Below are 16,155 nucleotides of genomic sequence, written 5' to 3' on the forward strand. Positions count from 1 at the left end.
ATAAATCAGAACTTAGTGTTGAAGCACTGAAATATCAGCAACCTTCGTAAACAAGTCACGAAGCTGAGCAAGCATACGTAAACGGTTTGCTTTCAAGTCAGCATCATCAGCCATCACCATTACACCGTCAAAGAACGCATCAACTGGGGCACGAAGTGCGGCAAGTGCAGACAATGCAGCAGTGTAGTCTTTGGCAGCAAATAACGGCTCAACCACAGGCGTGATTTTCGCAAGTTCAGCGAATAACGCTTTTTCAGCATCTTCAACCAGGTTTGCTTCAACCACAGCACCTTCAGGTGCGGCTTCTTTGGCAAGAATGTTAGCAACACGTTTGTTGGCAGCAGCAAGTGCAGCAGCTTCAGGCAATGCACGGAAGTGATTCACCGCATTTACACGCTTGTCAAAATCAAGTGGTGACTTAGGTGACAATGCTTGAACAGCTTGAATTACATCAACAGCAACGCCTTGGTCTTCGTATTTCGCACGGTAACGACCTTCAAGGAATGCAACAGCATCCGCCAAAGTCTTGTCGTGATCTTTCAATACATCGCCATAAGCAGCAAGTGCAAGTTTGATCAAATCTTCAATCGACACATCAAGCTCGTTTTCAGTCACAAGACGTAAAATACCAATTGCAGAACGACGCAGTGCAAACGGGTCTTTAGAACCTGTAGGTGCTTGACCAATACCGAAAATACCTGTGAGCGTGTCTAAACGATCCGCAAGGGCAATCGTAGTACCTGTCTTCGTCTTAGGTAAAACGTCACCCGCGAATTTAGGTAGATATTGCTCACCTAAAGACTCAGCCACTTCAGCATTTTCACCTTCAAGACGCGCATAGTAAGTACCCGCGATCCCTTGAAGTTCTGGGAATTCACCCACAAGTTCAGAGGTTAAGTCACATTTTGCAAGAAGCGCCGCTTTTTCAGCATCTTCCGCTTTTGCACCTGTAATAGGCGCAAGTGCTACAGCCAATTTCGCAATACGTTCAGACTTGTTCCAAAGCGTACCCAATTCAGCTTGGAATACCATGTTTGCAAGTTTCTCTTTACGAGATGCAAGCGGTTGCTTTTGATCTTGCAAGAAGAAGAATTCAGCATCTGACAAACGTGGACGAACCACTTTCTCGTTACCTTCAATAATTTGTGTCGGGTCTTTCGACTCGATGTTTGACACAGTAATGAAGTAAGGTTGAAGTTTATTGTCAGCGTTCACTAAGCAGAAGTACTTCTGGTTGTCCTGCATCGTGGTGATCAATGCTTCTTGAGGAACAGCAAGGAAGCGTTCTTCGAAGCTTGCACGAAGCGCAACAGGCCATTCAACCAATGCAGTCACTTCGTCACGCAGGTCAGCAGGGACAATCGCAATGGCATTGACTTCATCAGCCAATGCTTTCACTTGTTGGTCGATGATCGCTTGACGCTCTTCAAAAGACGCTACAACGTAAGCCGCTTTTAACTTCGCTAAGTATTCGTCTGCATTTGCCAACGTGATCGCTTCAGGTGCATGGAAACGGTGACCATAAGTTACGTTACCCGCTTTGTGATCTTGAATCGTCGCATCAACCACATCGTTGTCTTTTAACAACACAACCCATTTTACAGGACGCACGAATTCAGTACGGCTAGCAGCAGAACGCATACGTTTTGCGATTGGAAGATTGTCCAAAGCATTTTGTAAAATTTGTGGCAATAAAACGTCAAGACTTTGACCTTTCACGTCTTTCAAATAGCATACTTTTTCAACTTTACCGGCTTGGAAAGTTGATACTTGATCTACTGTGATGCCTTGACCACGCATAAAGCCATCAAGTGCTTTCGTTGGGTTACCTTCAGCATCAAAGGCTGCTTGTTTAGCAGGGCCGTCAAAACGTTTTTGTGTATCAGCTTGCGCAGCATCAACATTGACGATTTTAAGTGCAAGACGACGCGGTGCTGCATAAGCTTCGATCGAATCAAACGCTAAGCCAGCATCTTTTAAGCCTTTAACGGTTTCTGCATGTAGTGCATCACGTAATTTTTTCAGGCTTTTTGGTGGAAGTTCTTCACAACCCAATTCGAACAAAACGGTATGTTTAGACATTATTTGCTCTCCTTAGATTCAACTTTTGCTTCTGCTTCAACTTGTGCTTTGAGCTGTGCCAACACTTCATCACGTAAAGCAGGTTCTGCCATTGGGAAACCAAGTTCCGCACGTGCTGCTACATAGCTGGTCGCAATAGAACGTGCCAAGGTACGTACACGTAAAATGTAACGTTGACGTTCAGTCACAGAAATCGCGCCACGCGCATCTAATAAGTTGAAGCTGTGTGATGCTTTCACGACTTGCTCATATGCAGGAAGTGGAAGTTTCGCTTCGATCAAACGCGTTGCTTCAGCTTCATAGAAATCGAACAATTCAAACATTTTTTCAACGTTGGCATATTCGAAGTTATAGGTCGATTGTTCCACTTCATTTTGATGGAACACATCACCGTAAGTTACCGTACCGAACTGACCTTTGGTCCAAACCAGATCATAAACAGAATCTACACCTTGCAGGTACATGGCAAGACGTTCAAGACCGTAAGTGATTTCGCCGGTCACTGGATAGCATTCAACACCACCGACTTGCTGAAAGTAGGTGAACTGCGTCACTTCCATACCGTTTAACCAAACTTCCCAACCTAAGCCCCAAGCACCCAGTGTTGGAGATTCCCAGTTGTCTTCTACGAAACGAATGTCGTGTACCAGTGGATCGATACCAATCGCTTTTAATGAATCAAGATAAAGCTGCTGGATGTTGTCCGGGTTTGGCTTCAGCACCACCTGAAATTGGTAATAATGTTGCAAACGGTTCGGGTTTTCACCATAACGGCCATCTTTCGGACGGCGTGACGGTTGAACATAAGCGGCATTCCAGGTTTCAGGACCCAGTGCACGAAGGAAAGTCGCAGTGTGGAATGTCCCTGCACCCATTTCCATATCATAAGGTTGCAAAATGACGCAGCCTTGCTCCGCCCAGTAAGTTTGTAAGGCAAGAATTAAGCCTTGGAAGGTATCAATATGCGATATGGCGCGACTCATGGTCATCCACTTAAAATTAGAGAAAAATTGTGCTCAATTATAAGGACTTTGCAGGGGAGTGGCAAAGGGTTAATGTAGGGATACTTTTCTGAAAAAAATAAAACAGGCTTAAAGGATACGCGGCATTTAGAGGCTTACTGCGATTTTAGCTGTACTGGACGATACAGGCTGATCTGAAAATCAGGAATAAATCAGATGTATGGCGTGCTGTTAACCGGAGAGTCATAAAGTTCAACGGATCTCATACGATTGCGACTCTTAAATTAGTTTAATATTCACGCAATATAATAATGCTTAAAAAATAAGGAACTTCATGACTACTTACCAAATTCAATGCCATTTAAAATACAAGGTCGTGCAACCGACAGAATTTATTTTTATGCTTCAGGCGGCACATCATTCCGATCAGAAAATTCTTGAAGAACAACTCAGCTTTAATCTGCCCGTAGCATGGCATGAATTTCAGGATGCTCAGCATCAAAATCGTCATGTTCGGTTACAGGTCGAACCCTGTGAGACTTTTGAGCTGAATTATACGGCGACAGTGGTTCGTCAACCGAGCTTCTCTCTGGAGCTACAGCAAGGTCTGAAAGAAGTGGCCATTCCTGAGCTGCCCGATGAAGTATTGCCTTATTTACTGGCCAGCCGTTATTGCAATTCGGATTTATTGCTAGAAATGGCAAAACGCTCATTTGGCTGGATGACACCGGGTTATACTCGGGTCAAAGCCATTGAACAGTGGATTTATAACAATATTTTTTATGTGTCTGGCAGTTCCGACCAATTTACCACTGCCACAGATGTACTGGTGCATCGTGCAGGCGTATGCCGTGACTTTGCTCATTTAGGCATTGCGCTGTGCCGTGCCTTGGGAATTCCGGCACGCATGGTGGTCGGTTATGTGGAAATTGAAAAGTTTTTACCTGACTTTCATGCCATTTTTGAAGCCTATTTAGATGGTGGATGGGTGCAGTTTGATCCGACCCGTCTGGCGCCGGTCGAAAATCTTATTCGGATTGGCACTGGAGTCGATGCCGGAGATGTGGCATTTTCAACCTATTATGGTCAGGTCGAGCTGTTAAAAATCCAGCCGCTGATTCAACCTGAATAAGCAGCTAGATTGTAATAAAAAACGATCTAAAAGATATCTAAGCAAAATGGTTAAAAAGGATTTTTTCCATTCCAGAGGTAATCTGAGATAGCACAGCCCTTATAAAAAAATCTGGTTGAGTATTTTCAAGCTGAGTGAGATTATTATGGTTTTAAAAAGCTTCGATCGATTCATGATGAAAAGATGTAAAACACAGATGCCTTTCATCGGGCTTGGTTCTATAATGCCCAAAATCTATAAACAATAAGATTAGGCGCACTGTGTTTCACTCCCATCTCGACTGGCTCAATACCTTAAAACCCAATTTCAAAGTCCTTCCACTCAAAGACCGTCTGCTCTGCGGAGTTGGAGCACTACTGGGTTTGGTCGTCTCGTCCTTGTTGAGTTTATGGATTCTGGGGGATTTTGAAGCTTGGTATATCGCACCGATGGGCGCATCCTCGGTATTGCTGTTTGCGGTGCCTGCCAGTCCTTTGGCACAGCCCTGGAATATTCTGGTCGGGAATACCATTGCTGCCGTGATTGGCGTGAGCTGTGCCTTGTTAATTGCCAGTCCGACCGAAGCCTTTAGTGTAGCTGTGGCCTTGGCGATCGTCCTGATGATGACCACGGATTCCCTGCATCCACCGAGTGGCGCCGTAGCGATTACCGCAGTGCTGGGTGGCCAGCCGGTGCATGAACTCGGTTATGCCTTTGTATTTTATCCGGTACTACTCAATTCAATTTTACTGATGGTAATTGCCATTGTCTTTAACCGGATGATTGGCAAGGATTATCCGCAGCAAGCTCAACTAAATACTCGTTCCAAGGATCCGACGCCGACCCAGAAAGTCACGATTCAACCACAGGATATTCAGGAAGTGCTGGATCAGCGCACCGAGTTGCTGGATATCAGTGAATATGACCTGCAAAAAATCATTCTGGAGGCACAAAACCGCGCCAATGCGCGTGCGGTACATGAATTTAGCTGCCAAGATATTATGACGAAGGATGTAGCAACCCTGCATGAAAATGATGATATCCAGCACGCATTGGACAAGTTCAAGCAAATGAACCTGATGAGCCTGCCCGTCGTTAATGCCGATGAACAACTGGTCGGTACACTGGCAATGTATCAGGTGGTGGAATGGTTCAAGCGCGCGGCTGATGTCCGTAGCAGCTGGGAGCATCAGGTCAAACATATCATGACCCGTAAGGTAATTACGGTGCAGCCTTTACAACCCATTCAGGATCTGGTGCCGTATTTTGTCGAGCGTTCGTTCAACTATATTCCGGTGGTGAGCGAGCAGCAATTGGTGGGAATTATCAGTCGGGCAGATATGATTGCTGCACTCAATCAGGAGCTGAATCATTTTAAAATGAAAGTTTAAAACCGAATTAAAACGGAATTTAACAGAGCATGTGTGATCAACTCTGGTCAGCTTGCCGGCTGAGAAAACTGTAAAATAGTGCCATCGGCAGGGAAAAACACAGCAGAAACAAAAAATGGGAACTAAAATTTTCACTTGAAGGATGCGAGATATAGGCCAGAATCAGGGTTCCCAGTACGCAGTTCATTAAAATCGTGATGATATTAAACAGTTGATAATGACGTAGCAGCAGGTGAGTCACCAATAGGAAAGGGAAGATCATCATCCAGTAAGTCAGGCAGACAAAAAAGCTAATAAAAAGCGCTGAAAACAGGCTCTTGAAAATGGAGAAAATCCCAGAGCTGGCTTCATGAAATAGCGCATAAGGGAATAAAATTACAGCTATGATCAGAGGTGCAAGCGCGAGGTTAAATGTCATTTTCCAAGGGGAATTCTGGATCGGTTGAGAGATTAAGTGAAATATCCTGTCCACTATCTATCTGCTACTTTTTGATGTTTTTAATATAAAGACTTTATCTTTATCATTGTTAAAAGCATATTATTTTTCGATGAGAGAAAGATTCAACATCATATAGGCGATTGATACGACAAAGCACACCGGAGTGTGCTTTGTAGAGGGTGTGATGTTTAAGAGCTGTAATGATTAAATAAAGAACCAGTAAATAAACAGTGAAATAATAAAGATACACATGATATTCAGCACAAAACCAACTTTCATCATTTCGCTTTGCTGGATATGACCGGTTCCAAAAACAATCGCATTTGGTGGGGTGGCTACCGGCAGCATAAAGGCACATGAAGCACCAATACCAATGACGATCACCAGAATTTCTTTGGGCATGCCCATCTGATCCGCAATCGCGGCAAATACTGGTACCAGCAAGGCAGCTGAAGCGGTATTACTGGTAAATTCAGTCAGGAAGATAATAAAAGTAGCGACTACGAAAATAATCATCAGCGGGGAGGCATCACCAAAGGCATTGGCCAGAGTTTGACCCAGTACCAGCGAACTGCCTGAATCCTTCAGAATGGCACTCAAGGTCAGACCACCACCAAATAGGTACAAGACCCCCCAGTCGGTATTTTCTGCAATCTGTTTCCAGCTTGCGGTACCCAGAATCACCACCATACAGGCAGCCAAAATTGCAATCCAGGTATCCGGCTGGGAAATACCAAAAATTTCGGTGAATTTTTTACTGAAAATCCAGGCAATTGCAGTACAGAGAAAGAGGATCATGGTGGCTATACGGGTGCCGGTCCAGGGAATGTCTTCGGTCACAAATTGTACTTTATGATTTAGTTTTGGACGTAGTACCAGATATAAACTGACCAGCATGGCGGGAAGAATAATGAACATCATCGGCAAGCCGATTTTCATCCAGTCGGCAAAATCATAGCCAAGTGCCTTGGCGGCAATGGCATTCGGAGGTGAACCGACCATGGTGCCCAGTCCGCCAATACTGGCTGAATAGGCAATGCCGAGCAGGATAAAGACAAAAGTTTTACGATCCTTGCTGACATCCAGATGTGAAAGCAAGCCTAAGGCCAAAGGCAGCATCATGGCAGCAGTCGCCGTATTGGAAATCCACATGGACAGCAGCGCCGTCACCACAAAAATCGCCAGTACAGAAATGCCCAGATGCCCTCTGGACATGGAGATGATCCACATGGCAATTTTCCGGTCCAGTTTCTGGATATGCAACGCCGTTGCCAGCGCAAAACCACCAAAAAACAGGAAAATGACAGGATCGGCAAAAGTGGCCAAAGCGGCTTGTGTGGTAATCGGAACCAGTTCCTCACCAGAGGCCATTGGCATGGCCAGCAATACCGCCATCACGGGGATGAGTAAAGCTGTAATCGTGATATGAATGGCTTCAGTCAGCCATAAGATACCGATAAAGGCTAAAAGGGCCAGTCCTTTATTGGCATTCTGGTCATAGGGCAGGTAAAGATATAAGCCATAGGCTACGATGGCTGCGACAAGAATAAGGATCCAGCCTTTCAGCAGTCCTTTGGGCATAGCATTGGTCGGGGTAGCTAGGTTGGTCTGAGTCATATGCTCTCCTTGCAAGGTGTTTATTTACGTCATTTTTATATGCCAGCTTTGAATTTGTAATTTTGATTTGTTTAAAAAATATCCTATTTAAAGATACTATAACCAGATTGTTGCAATAATCCAGCACTTTGCCAGAGAGCATACAAGCCCAAACCCAGAAGTAAAGCCAGGACAATCCATTTGAAGTGCTGCTGAGATAAACGATGGCGTATTTTGCCTCCAATCCAGACACCAGCAAGGGCGAATAAGCTTATCCCGATCAGAATATGCTGTTGATGGGTTTCCAGTGTGATCAGAATTGGAAACAGTAAAACCAGCTGGATCAGTTTACCGGCAATGAAATTGAGATTACTGATAATGACAATAGCTGTTTTAGACAGCTGGCCACTCATCAGATACATCATTAAAAAAGGTGCCATAGCATTGGTCGCACCTCCAATAATGCCGGCCAGTAAACCAAAACAGAGCATACTGGAAATATGCGGACTAACTTGCAAAGGCCGTGCCCGTAATTGGTCCAAGACATAAAATATGATTACTAGACCTAATAACAGTTTTAAATAAGCCTCATTTAGCCAAAGTAACAGTTTGACCCCGAGTACACTGCCGATCAGGCTACTAAGCATTAGTGGCCAATAGCGTTTTATATAATAGCCAATGCTATTCAACAGACTATGCGTAGGATCGGCATTCAGCATGATCAGATTCAGCAGCAGGCAGGGCAGAATGACAAGCGTAACCGCGATACTAAGCGGATATGCACTGGACAGAACAGCCGTACTCATCATGGGAAAGCCAAAGCCGCTTAAACCATGCAGCAGGGCTGCTAAGGCACAGAGCCACAGCATCATCCATTCTGCCTGAGTCATGTGAAATCCATTTCAAAAATTGGAATCTTGAACTTATCGTGAATTCAACTAAGAAAGAAAGTGAAAAGCTGTAATACAGCAAAGAAATAACAAAAAATATAGGCAAAAAAAGCCACGATAACTTGGGGAAATTACCGTGGCATCAAAATTTCATCCCATTTAACCGGGGTGAAAGAGGAAGCTCTGCGATGAAACTGGTTAAGAACGCTTGTTAAAAATGACTGTACAGCTTAATAGCGTTTATCCTGATTCACTGTACGCACAGGATTTTGATAGCCCTGAGGTTGATGAACGCTGTCATGATCAATTCTGTACTGTTTTTTCGGCATGATTAACCACAACACCAGATAAACCAAAATACCCGGGAAGGCGGCACTCATGATTGAAATCACCACAAAAATTAGACGTAATAAATTTGCGTTCCAACCAAAACGTTCAGCAATACCACCCATCACACCTGCAATCATGTTTGAGCGGTTAGAGCGATATAAACCAACATTGGCCATTAAAATCTCCTGATTAAAAATAGGTTTGAATCCTAAAATGGGTCCATACTTAAAGAAATGGAGTTTACTTAAACTTTTTAAAGTGCTGATTACAAATAAAATCGTTAAGTAATGTTAATAAAGATTAAAACCAGATCTAAGAGCTACTAACATAGTGAAAATTCTATTGAACTCTTGTGTAAAGTTCATCAGCTTTGCTGTGTGCTTTTTGCTCGCCATGTTTCCTATTTAGGTTTGTTAAAAATGAAATTGGATGTATCACGTTGTACATTAAGCAGTTTTTTTAAATGTAGCCTGGTGTTGGGGAGTGTAGTGATTTTGCAGGCTTGTGATCAGCAGCAGGTCAAACCTGAACAGGAAAGTCAGGCGACCTCAGAAGAGGGCGTTAAAATTTCCACTGCCAATACGAAGGCCGATGTAGTGACTGTCAGCGCCAAATCCTTAACTCAGGTCGCAGGGCAGGCGACTCTTCCGGTAGAAGCAGATTTAAACCCGGCAACTGTACCAGAGGATGCCAAGGTGTTTATAGGTCGCTATCATACTGAAATCGACTGTGATGGCCGCTTTGCGCCTTGTACTGAAGGTAAGGCAGAATTTATTTTGACTCTAATGCCGGACGGTACGGTGCATCGCAGTATTTTACAGTATGGCAAAGTATTTATTGATAATACCAAAAGTAGCACGGCTCATAATATTACCTACCGTAAAGACCGCTGGTTTATCAATCCGGAGCGCACCGATATAGTAGTGAATCGTAAAGAAGGAGCGAGCTTTTACTATAAGATTAAAGATTCAAATCACTTAGTCATGAATCTGGAAAAAATCTATAGTGAAAAAGAAAAAACCAACCGGGAATTATTTGATCGCGGCTATCCGGCACCTTCGAAAGCCTATGAACTGGTCAAAGACACGTCCTTTCATATTCAAGAATAATACCCGATAAAAATCGGCTGATCTGGTAGAAAGCTTAATTCAAATACTGTTTAGATTAGACAATAAAGGCAAGTTGTGGGAACGTGTGAGCCTAAAATCTGGGCGCAGAAATACACGACCAAAACATCGCAATTTAATTAAAATATAATAAGGGAAATCAGGGAGACATTCTAAGGAAAGAATGGTGGGTCGTCCGCGATTCGAACGCGGGACCAACGGATTAAAAGTCCGCTGCTCTACCAGCTGAGCTAACGACCCTGAGGAATAAAAATGATGATGACCATTTTTATGACGCAAGAGTGTGGTGTACTTTTACGTGATCCTTTCGGAAGATGGTGGGTCGTCCGCGATTCGAACGCGGGACCAACGGATTAAAAGTCCGCTGCTCTACCAGCTGAGCTAACGACCCATCAAGGGATATCAAATAAGTGGTGGGTCGTCCGCGATTCGAACGCGGGACCAACGGATTAAAAGTCCGCTGCTCTACCAGCTGAGCTAACGACCCTGAACCATCATTCAAACCAGGTTTGAATGTGCAGTGCAAGTCAAGCTAAATAGCTTAAAGCACCACTTTGTTTGATGGAGCGTATTGTAGCAAGATCTCATTTCAGCGCAAGCAAAAAATAACAAAGTTGCCCATGTTTGATTATAAATACAACAATTATGCTTTATCTAAACAAAAAATAGGCAACTTTAGTACTTAGAAGCGATATTGATAGGCCTGAATATTGGCAAAAATCTCTGCGGTGAGCTCCGAATATGCCGTTGCACCTGGCAATAACACCAGCAGGCGTTCATGGGTTCTACTCGGATCAAATGCTTGCTCTTTCAATTTATTTTTCTGGTATTTAAAGGTACCTGTAGTTTCAATCTGCTGTTGTATACGTAAAAATACCGGTACCGCATAAGCCGGCAAGCATTTTTTAAAGCAAGCGGCCATGGCTGCTAAATCTGCATCATCCAATTTTACATCGGGTTTCAGGGTAATCGCAGCCATGCCGGCACGACCATTGGTATTAGGGATTTCTACCCCATACACCACTGCTTCAACGATTTTGTCATACTCAGTCAGCATGTTTTCCACTTCAGTGGTGGAAACATTTTCACCTTTCCAACGGAAAGTATCACCCAGACGATCGACAAACTGGGCATGACGGAAGCCGATATTGCGCACCAGATCTCCGGTATTGAAGTAAGCATCACCTGTGGTAAATACGTCGTGCATAATGACTGACTTGTTTTTTTCCGGGTCGGTATAGCCATCAAAAGGTGAACGGCGGGTGATTTTACCAATTAATAAACCAGTTTCGCCTTTTTTCACCCGTTTGCAACGGCCTTTAGTGTCCCGCACCGGCTCATTTTTATCTTTATCAAAGGCAATAATCGCATACGGTGTGGGTGAGAAACCGACAGTATTGTCAAAATTGAAAATATTGCTAAAGCCGACATTGCCTTCACTGGAGGCATACAGTTCCAGTACTTCCTGAATGCCAAAACGGGATTTAAATTTATCCCAGATATTTGGGCGCATCCCGTTACCAATCATTTTGGTTACACGATGGCCTTTTTCTAGTTCAGATGGGGGAGCATCCATCAGATAGCGGCACAGCTCACCGACATAACCAATCGCAGAGGCATCAAATTTTTGCACATCCTTCCAGAAAGAAGAGGTCGAAAATTTACGGCGAATAGCCAGGGTGCTGCTTCCTGCAATAACACCGCACCAGCACACCACCATGCCTGTGGCGTGATAAAGTGGCAGGGTGCAGTACATCACATCATCTTTATTGAGATTCAACACATGCCCATAGGTGCCATAAGCCAGTGTCCAGCGGCCATTGGTAAAAATCACCGCTTTAGGTAGACCTGTGGTGCCCGAGGTGTAAATATAGAACAGTCCGTCTTTGCCTTGCACCGAATGGGTGGTTGATGGATTGAATTTAGGAGAAAGATCGGTTTTTTCAGCCAGGTTGATAAAGCCTTCAGGTGCCTGACCCGGATCGGCTTGAGTATTCTGATCTGCAAACCAGTGCAAGCGGTCACTGCTAATATTCAGGTCATTACGAATCTCGTTAACTGCATGACGACACTCTTCACCTACAATCAGGGCAATCGGTTTGACCAGATTGATACTATGGGTCAGTACCTTGCCGACTTGAGAGGTATTGACCAGAGCCGTGGTCACCCCCAGTTTGGCCAGACCAATTACACTGGCAATCAGTTCAGGACGATTCTCGACCATGACAGCAACGACATCACCTTTCTTGGCTCCCAAGGATAGATAGAAATGGGCAATCTGGTTGGCCCAGGCATTGAGAGCGGCATAGCTATAGCTTTGCTCTTCAAAACGTAAGGCAATACCTTCCGGGTTACGCTTGGTCGCTTTTTCAAAAGCCAGACCCAGGCCGGCCGGTGTGTTCGGAGTACGTAAATATGCCTGTCTTAGACCAGTGAGCAAATTGGGTACTTTGGTCAAAAAAGCCGGGATTTTGGCAGCGACATCTGCAATCCCAATCAGATCGTGTGGTTTCATTTGGGTCATGAGAATCCTATTTATTTTTCGTATCCGATACGTTCAATTTATATACAGTAGACGAGCTAGCCATCTTTTAGCGTTAAAACACTAGTGCAATCAACCTATTCTGACTAAATCTAGAAAAAAAAACCTAGTCACCGAAATGACTAGGTTTTTTTAGATGACTGCAATTGAGCAAATTATGATTCAGTTGCAGTATTGGCTTTTTTCGGTGGACGACCACGTGGACGACGTGGACGAGCAGCCTGTTTCTCTGCTTTTTCAGCTTCGCTGGCTTCAGTGTCTTCTGTTGTTACTTCGGCCTGATCCTGGGCTTCTGTAACAGGAGCTTCTGATTCAGCATTTGCTTCAACTGGCGCAGCATCTTCAGGTTGAGCTTCAGTGACTGGAGCCTCTTCTGCAGGAGCTGTATCTAATGGTGCCGTCGTTTCAGTTGCTTGTTCAGCTGGCTGAGCATTTGCGGTTTCTTCAATAGCTACTTCAGTGGCTACTGGAGTTTCAGTTGCTGCTGCTTCAACTGACTCTGCTTGCGCTTCTGCTGCTACAGGTGCTTCTGGCGTAGTTTCAACTGCCGGAGCTGTTTCTACTTTAGCCTGTTGCTTGGCTTGTTGCAGGGCCTGTTCTGCAGCCTGTTTAGCCAGACGGCGACGCTCACGTGGATCATTTGCGACACGTTTGTCCGACACCGGTTTTGGTGGAGTCAGGTCCAGAACTGGAGCAGGCTCTGCTTCAACCTTGGCTACGGTCACTTGAACATCACGGGTGACCGGTTTTTTCTCTGTGGCAGGCGTTGCTGCAGCCACCAGACTCGCGTTGTACTCTTTTGTGAACTTCTCTAGAGCACGGTTGAAGGTTGGCAATAAACCAAACTGTTCAATCAGTACGGAGCAGTCTTCACCATAAACATGGCGAATCAGGCTACCAATGGTGAACTGACCCAACGTTGGTACTTGTGAAGGAGTCAACTTCTGAACTGTAGCCTGTTGAGGCTGTCCTTCACGCTGCTGACGACGACGCTGACGCGGATCGTTGCTGGCACGTGGTTTTTCAGCGCTTGATTCTTCAGCTGGCACAACCTCTTCAACAGGAGCTGTCAGTGCAGCTTCCACTACATTTTCAGCAGCGGCTTCTTCAACTGGCGCATCTGCCGGTGCAGTAACTTCAACCGCTGGCGTTACAACTGCAGCATTGTCATTCAATGCCACGATTTCGCTTTTCGCCTGGTCAATATTCACCACCATAGCAGTCGGCATCACGTCTTGACGTGGCGCATCGACCAATTCAACACGAAGCTGCTTGTCATTGACTGCTGGAACTTCAACGACTGCAGGTGCTGCTTGTTGAGCCTGCTCATTCAGCACGCTTGGATCGCGGTGGCGATTTGGACGTTCCTGACGTGGCTGGTTGCGGCGGTCACGACGTGGCATTACCTGTTGAGGCTGTTGTTCATTGTTTTGAACATCATTTTGCTGAGATGGCTCATTGTGATGCTGACGGCGAGAATTACGCTTGTTTTCACGTGCTTCATGACGTTGCTCTTGACGAGATACCTGAACCACTTCTTCATGCACCTGATGTTGCTGAGGAGCGGAAGCTTCAGACTGAACCTGCTCACGCGGTTCTTTGTGCTTCGGATTGCGTGGTTTTTTGTTGTTATGACGTGGTGCTCTTTCATCACGCTCTGCCGGTTTTTCAGCATCACGTTCCTGTTTTTGCGCTACAGTCGATGGTGCCAGGTAAGCATTGCTGCTTGCCGGAGCAGCAGGTTGAGACACTTGCTGTGGAGCAGGTTGTGCCACCGGTGCAGACAATTGACCGAACTGACCACGGCTCACCGCACCGCCATTGATCATTTGTTCAATTGCTGCAGCTGCATTGTTGGCAGTACGCGATTGATCAACAGTCGCTGCCTGTTTTTGAACAAACAGGTTTTCTAACCAGGCACATGGGCTAGATGCAGGAGCCGCAACTTGTGCTTGGGCAGGAGCTTGTTGCGCAACAGGTGCTTGCTGTGCATTTTGGTTTTGCTGGTTACGGCGTTTATTGTTTCTGCCGTTGTTTTGCTGTTGAGCAGGCGCTGGGGCAGCAGCATGCGTATGTTCTTCTTCTAAATGCCATTCAGATGACTCATAGCCCAACTCTTTTTCACTTGAACGAGTTGCTTCAGTACGTTCATAGCTGGTTGGTGCAAAGCCTTCGGCATTATAAGTGATTTCATAATGCGGTGTTTCCAGATGCGGGTGAGGCAACACAGTCACACGTACATTTGAAGTCTGTTCTAAATACACCAAGGTGTGACGTTTTTCATTCAATAAGAAGGCAGCAATTTCGACTGGAACTTCGACTTGAACTTCACCATGACGTTCGCGCAGGGCAATCTCTTCCACTTTACGCATAATTGAAAGGGATAAAGAACGCAGGTCACGGACCATGCCGGTACCATGACAGCGTGGACAAACGTAGCCAGTCGCTTCTTCAAGAGAAGGACGCAGACGTTGACGGCTCATTTCCATCAAACCAAAACGTGACAATTGACCGAACTGAATACGGGCACGGTCACTTTGCGTTGCTTCACGTAGCTTCGCTTCCACCATACGCTGGTTGCGGTCTTTGGTCATGTCGATGAAGTCGATCACCACCAGGCCACCGATATCGCGTAAACGTAATTGACGCGCGATTTCTTCTGCCGCTTCAATGTTGGTGTTCAACGCGGTGTCTTCAACGTCGCTACCGCGAGTCGATTTTGCTGAGTTAATGTCAATTGACACTAAAGCTTCAGTTTGGTCGATCACGATCGAACCGCCAGAAGGCAATTTTACTTCACGTTCATAAGCGGTTTGAATTTGACTTTCAATCGCGAAATGCGCGAATAAAGGTTCATTTAAGGTATAAGTTTTCAGTTTTTCTAACTGACGTGGCATTACCGCTTTTACGAAGTTATAGGCTTCGTTATAGGCTTGTTCTGAGTCAATCAGGATTTCAGCAACATCATCACGCAGGTAGTCACGAATGGCACGTGTTACCACACCCGCTTCCTGATGTACCAGCATTGGCGATGGGCCTGAACTTGCCGTGCTCTGGATTTGTGCCCAAAGGTCTAACAAGTGCTGTAAGTCGAGTTGCAATTCTTCTTGTGAACGGCCAATCCCGGCAGTACGCACAATCACGCTCATACCACGTGGCACGTTCAGTGTTGCCAGCATTTCTTTCAGTTCTTCACGCACTGAACCGGAAATCTGACGGCTGATACCACCACCTTTCGGGTTGTTTGGCATTAATACCAAATAACGGCCAGCAAGTGAGATAAAAGTAGACAGGGCAGCGCCTTTGTTGCCACGCTCTTCTTTTTCCACCTGAACCAGAAGTTCGGTGCCTTCAGTGATCAGTTCACGGATATTTGAAGTTTGGCGAGGGTCGGCTTTGTAATATGAATTTGCGATTTCACGCATTGACAGGAAGCCTTGGCGACCTGCACCGTATTCAACGAATACAGCTTCTAAAGAAGGTTCAACGCGAGTCACGTGACCTTTGTAGATATTGGATTTTTTTTGTTCACGGGTACGATTTTCTAAATCAAAATCGTAAAGACGCTGACCAGTGACAAGTGCAACGCGAATTTCTTCGGCATGTGTTGCATTAATCAACATACGTTTCATGGGTGTAACACCTTATAGTGATACACAGCAAAAAATCGCTATACACGTAGCGA

Annotated in this window: 11 protein-coding genes and 3 tRNA genes; 3 read left to right on the forward strand and 11 right to left on the reverse strand. The window is 45.2% G+C overall.

Going from position 1 to position 16,155, the window contains the following annotated elements; genetic code table 11:
- Positions 1 to 12: 12 nt before the first annotated feature.
- Together glyS and glyQ are read right to left on the reverse strand one after the other, a co-directional pair.
- The gene (gene glyS, locus NI466_RS05105; RefSeq protein ID WP_253172962.1) at positions 13 to 2,082 is read right to left on the reverse strand and encodes a glycine--tRNA ligase subunit beta; all 2,070 of its coding nucleotides are present in this window, start codon (positions 2,080 to 2,082) and stop codon (positions 13 to 15) included.
- Positions 2,082 to 3,065 (reverse strand): glycine--tRNA ligase subunit alpha, encoded by a 984-nt coding sequence (glyQ, locus tag NI466_RS05110; RefSeq protein WP_121979985.1) that lies wholly within the window; start codon positions 3,063 to 3,065, stop codon positions 2,082 to 2,084. Before glyQ ends, glyS begins: the two co-directional genes overlap by 1 nt.
- Before the next feature lie 313 nt (positions 3,066 to 3,378).
- On the opposite strand from glyQ, the gene NI466_RS05115 reads away from it, so the two are divergent.
- The gene (locus NI466_RS05115; RefSeq protein ID WP_253172964.1) at positions 3,379 to 4,176 is read left to right on the forward strand and encodes a transglutaminase-like domain-containing protein; all 798 of its coding nucleotides are present in this window, start codon (positions 3,379 to 3,381) and stop codon (positions 4,174 to 4,176) included.
- Positions 4,177 to 4,436: 260 nt separating this feature from the next.
- On the forward strand, positions 4,437 to 5,546 hold the full coding sequence (locus NI466_RS05120; RefSeq protein ID WP_005108011.1) for an HPP family protein: 1,110 nt from the start codon (positions 4,437 to 4,439) through the stop codon (positions 5,544 to 5,546).
- 37 nt (positions 5,547 to 5,583) lie between these two features.
- On the opposite strand, the gene NI466_RS05125 is transcribed toward NI466_RS05120, so the two are convergent.
- The 4 genes from NI466_RS05125 to NI466_RS05140 form a co-directional block, all read right to left on the reverse strand.
- Positions 5,584 to 5,964: a hypothetical protein gene (locus NI466_RS05125; RefSeq protein WP_253172966.1), complete on the reverse strand. Its 381-nt coding sequence runs from the start codon at positions 5,962 to 5,964 to the stop codon at positions 5,584 to 5,586.
- A 225-nt stretch (positions 5,965 to 6,189) separates the two neighbouring features.
- Entirely contained in the window at positions 6,190 to 7,602 is a 1,413-nt protein-coding gene (locus NI466_RS05130; protein ID WP_071850457.1) for an SLC13 family permease, read from the reverse strand.
- Between the two features lie 83 nt (positions 7,603 to 7,685).
- On the reverse strand, positions 7,686 to 8,471 hold the full coding sequence (locus NI466_RS05135; protein WP_071850456.1) for a sulfite exporter TauE/SafE family protein: 786 nt from the start codon (positions 8,469 to 8,471) through the stop codon (positions 7,686 to 7,688).
- 230 nt (positions 8,472 to 8,701) lie between these two features.
- Complete coding sequence (locus NI466_RS05140) at positions 8,702 to 8,977, reverse strand: PspC domain-containing protein (RefSeq protein ID WP_004278536.1); 276 nt, start codon at positions 8,975 to 8,977, stop codon at positions 8,702 to 8,704.
- Positions 8,978 to 9,220: 243 nt separating this feature from the next.
- Here NI466_RS05140 and NI466_RS05145 point away from each other — a divergent pair, with 243 nt between their 5' ends.
- Positions 9,221 to 9,910, forward strand: a complete 690-nt coding sequence (locus NI466_RS05145; protein WP_071850455.1) for a hypothetical protein — start codon at positions 9,221 to 9,223, stop codon at positions 9,908 to 9,910.
- 182 nt (positions 9,911 to 10,092) lie between these two features.
- On the opposite strand, the gene NI466_RS05150 is transcribed toward NI466_RS05145, so the two are convergent.
- The 5 genes from NI466_RS05150 to NI466_RS05170 all read right to left on the reverse strand — a co-directional run bounded on the left by NI466_RS05150 (position 10,093) and on the right by NI466_RS05170 (position 16,102).
- Positions 10,093 to 10,168: transfer RNA gene (locus NI466_RS05150), tRNA-Lys, on the reverse strand.
- A 75-nt stretch (positions 10,169 to 10,243) separates the two neighbouring features.
- Positions 10,244 to 10,319: transfer RNA gene (locus NI466_RS05155), tRNA-Lys, on the reverse strand.
- A gap of 20 nt (positions 10,320 to 10,339) precedes the next feature.
- Positions 10,340 to 10,415, reverse strand: a tRNA-Lys gene (locus NI466_RS05160).
- Positions 10,416 to 10,610: 195 nt separating this feature from the next.
- Entirely contained in the window at positions 10,611 to 12,452 is a 1,842-nt protein-coding gene (locus NI466_RS05165; protein WP_071850454.1) for a long-chain-acyl-CoA synthetase, read from the reverse strand.
- Positions 12,453 to 12,625: 173 nt separating this feature from the next.
- Positions 12,626 to 16,102, reverse strand: a complete 3,477-nt coding sequence (locus tag NI466_RS05170; protein ID WP_071850453.1) for an Rne/Rng family ribonuclease — start codon at positions 16,100 to 16,102, stop codon at positions 12,626 to 12,628.
- Between the last annotated feature and the right edge of the window lie 53 nt (positions 16,103 to 16,155).

Origin of the sequence: Acinetobacter lwoffii (assembly GCF_024129595.1) — a bacterium.
GTDB classification, from domain to species: domain Bacteria; phylum Pseudomonadota; class Gammaproteobacteria; order Pseudomonadales; family Moraxellaceae; genus Acinetobacter; species Acinetobacter lwoffii_O.

Excerpts from the sequence above, each read along its gene's own strand:
- NI466_RS05165 (WP_071850454.1), bottom strand. The coding sequence starts at position 12,452 with ATGACCCAAATGAAACCACACGATCTGATTGGGATTGCAGATGTCGCT.
- NI466_RS05170 (WP_071850453.1), bottom strand. The coding sequence starts at position 16,102 with ATGAAACGTATGTTGATTAATGCAACACATGCCGAAGAAATTCGCGTT.
- NI466_RS05135 (WP_071850456.1), bottom strand. The coding sequence starts at position 8,471 with ATGACTCAGGCAGAATGGATGATGCTGTGGCTCTGTGCCTTAGCAGCC.
- NI466_RS05130 (WP_071850457.1), bottom strand. The coding sequence starts at position 7,602 with ATGACTCAGACCAACCTAGCTACCCCGACCAATGCTATGCCCAAAGGA.
- glyS (WP_253172962.1), bottom strand. The coding sequence starts at position 2,082 with ATGTCTAAACATACCGTTTTGTTCGAATTGGGTTGTGAAGAACTTCCA.
- NI466_RS05145 (WP_071850455.1), top strand. The coding sequence starts at position 9,221 with ATGAAATTGGATGTATCACGTTGTACATTAAGCAGTTTTTTTAAATGT.
- NI466_RS05115 (WP_253172964.1), top strand. The coding sequence starts at position 3,379 with ATGACTACTTACCAAATTCAATGCCATTTAAAATACAAGGTCGTGCAA.
- glyQ (WP_121979985.1), bottom strand. The coding sequence starts at position 3,065 with ATGAGTCGCGCCATATCGCATATTGATACCTTCCAAGGCTTAATTCTT.
- NI466_RS05140 (WP_004278536.1), bottom strand. The coding sequence starts at position 8,977 with ATGGCCAATGTTGGTTTATATCGCTCTAACCGCTCAAACATGATTGCA.
- NI466_RS05125 (WP_253172966.1), bottom strand. The coding sequence starts at position 5,964 with ATGACATTTAACCTCGCGCTTGCACCTCTGATCATAGCTGTAATTTTA.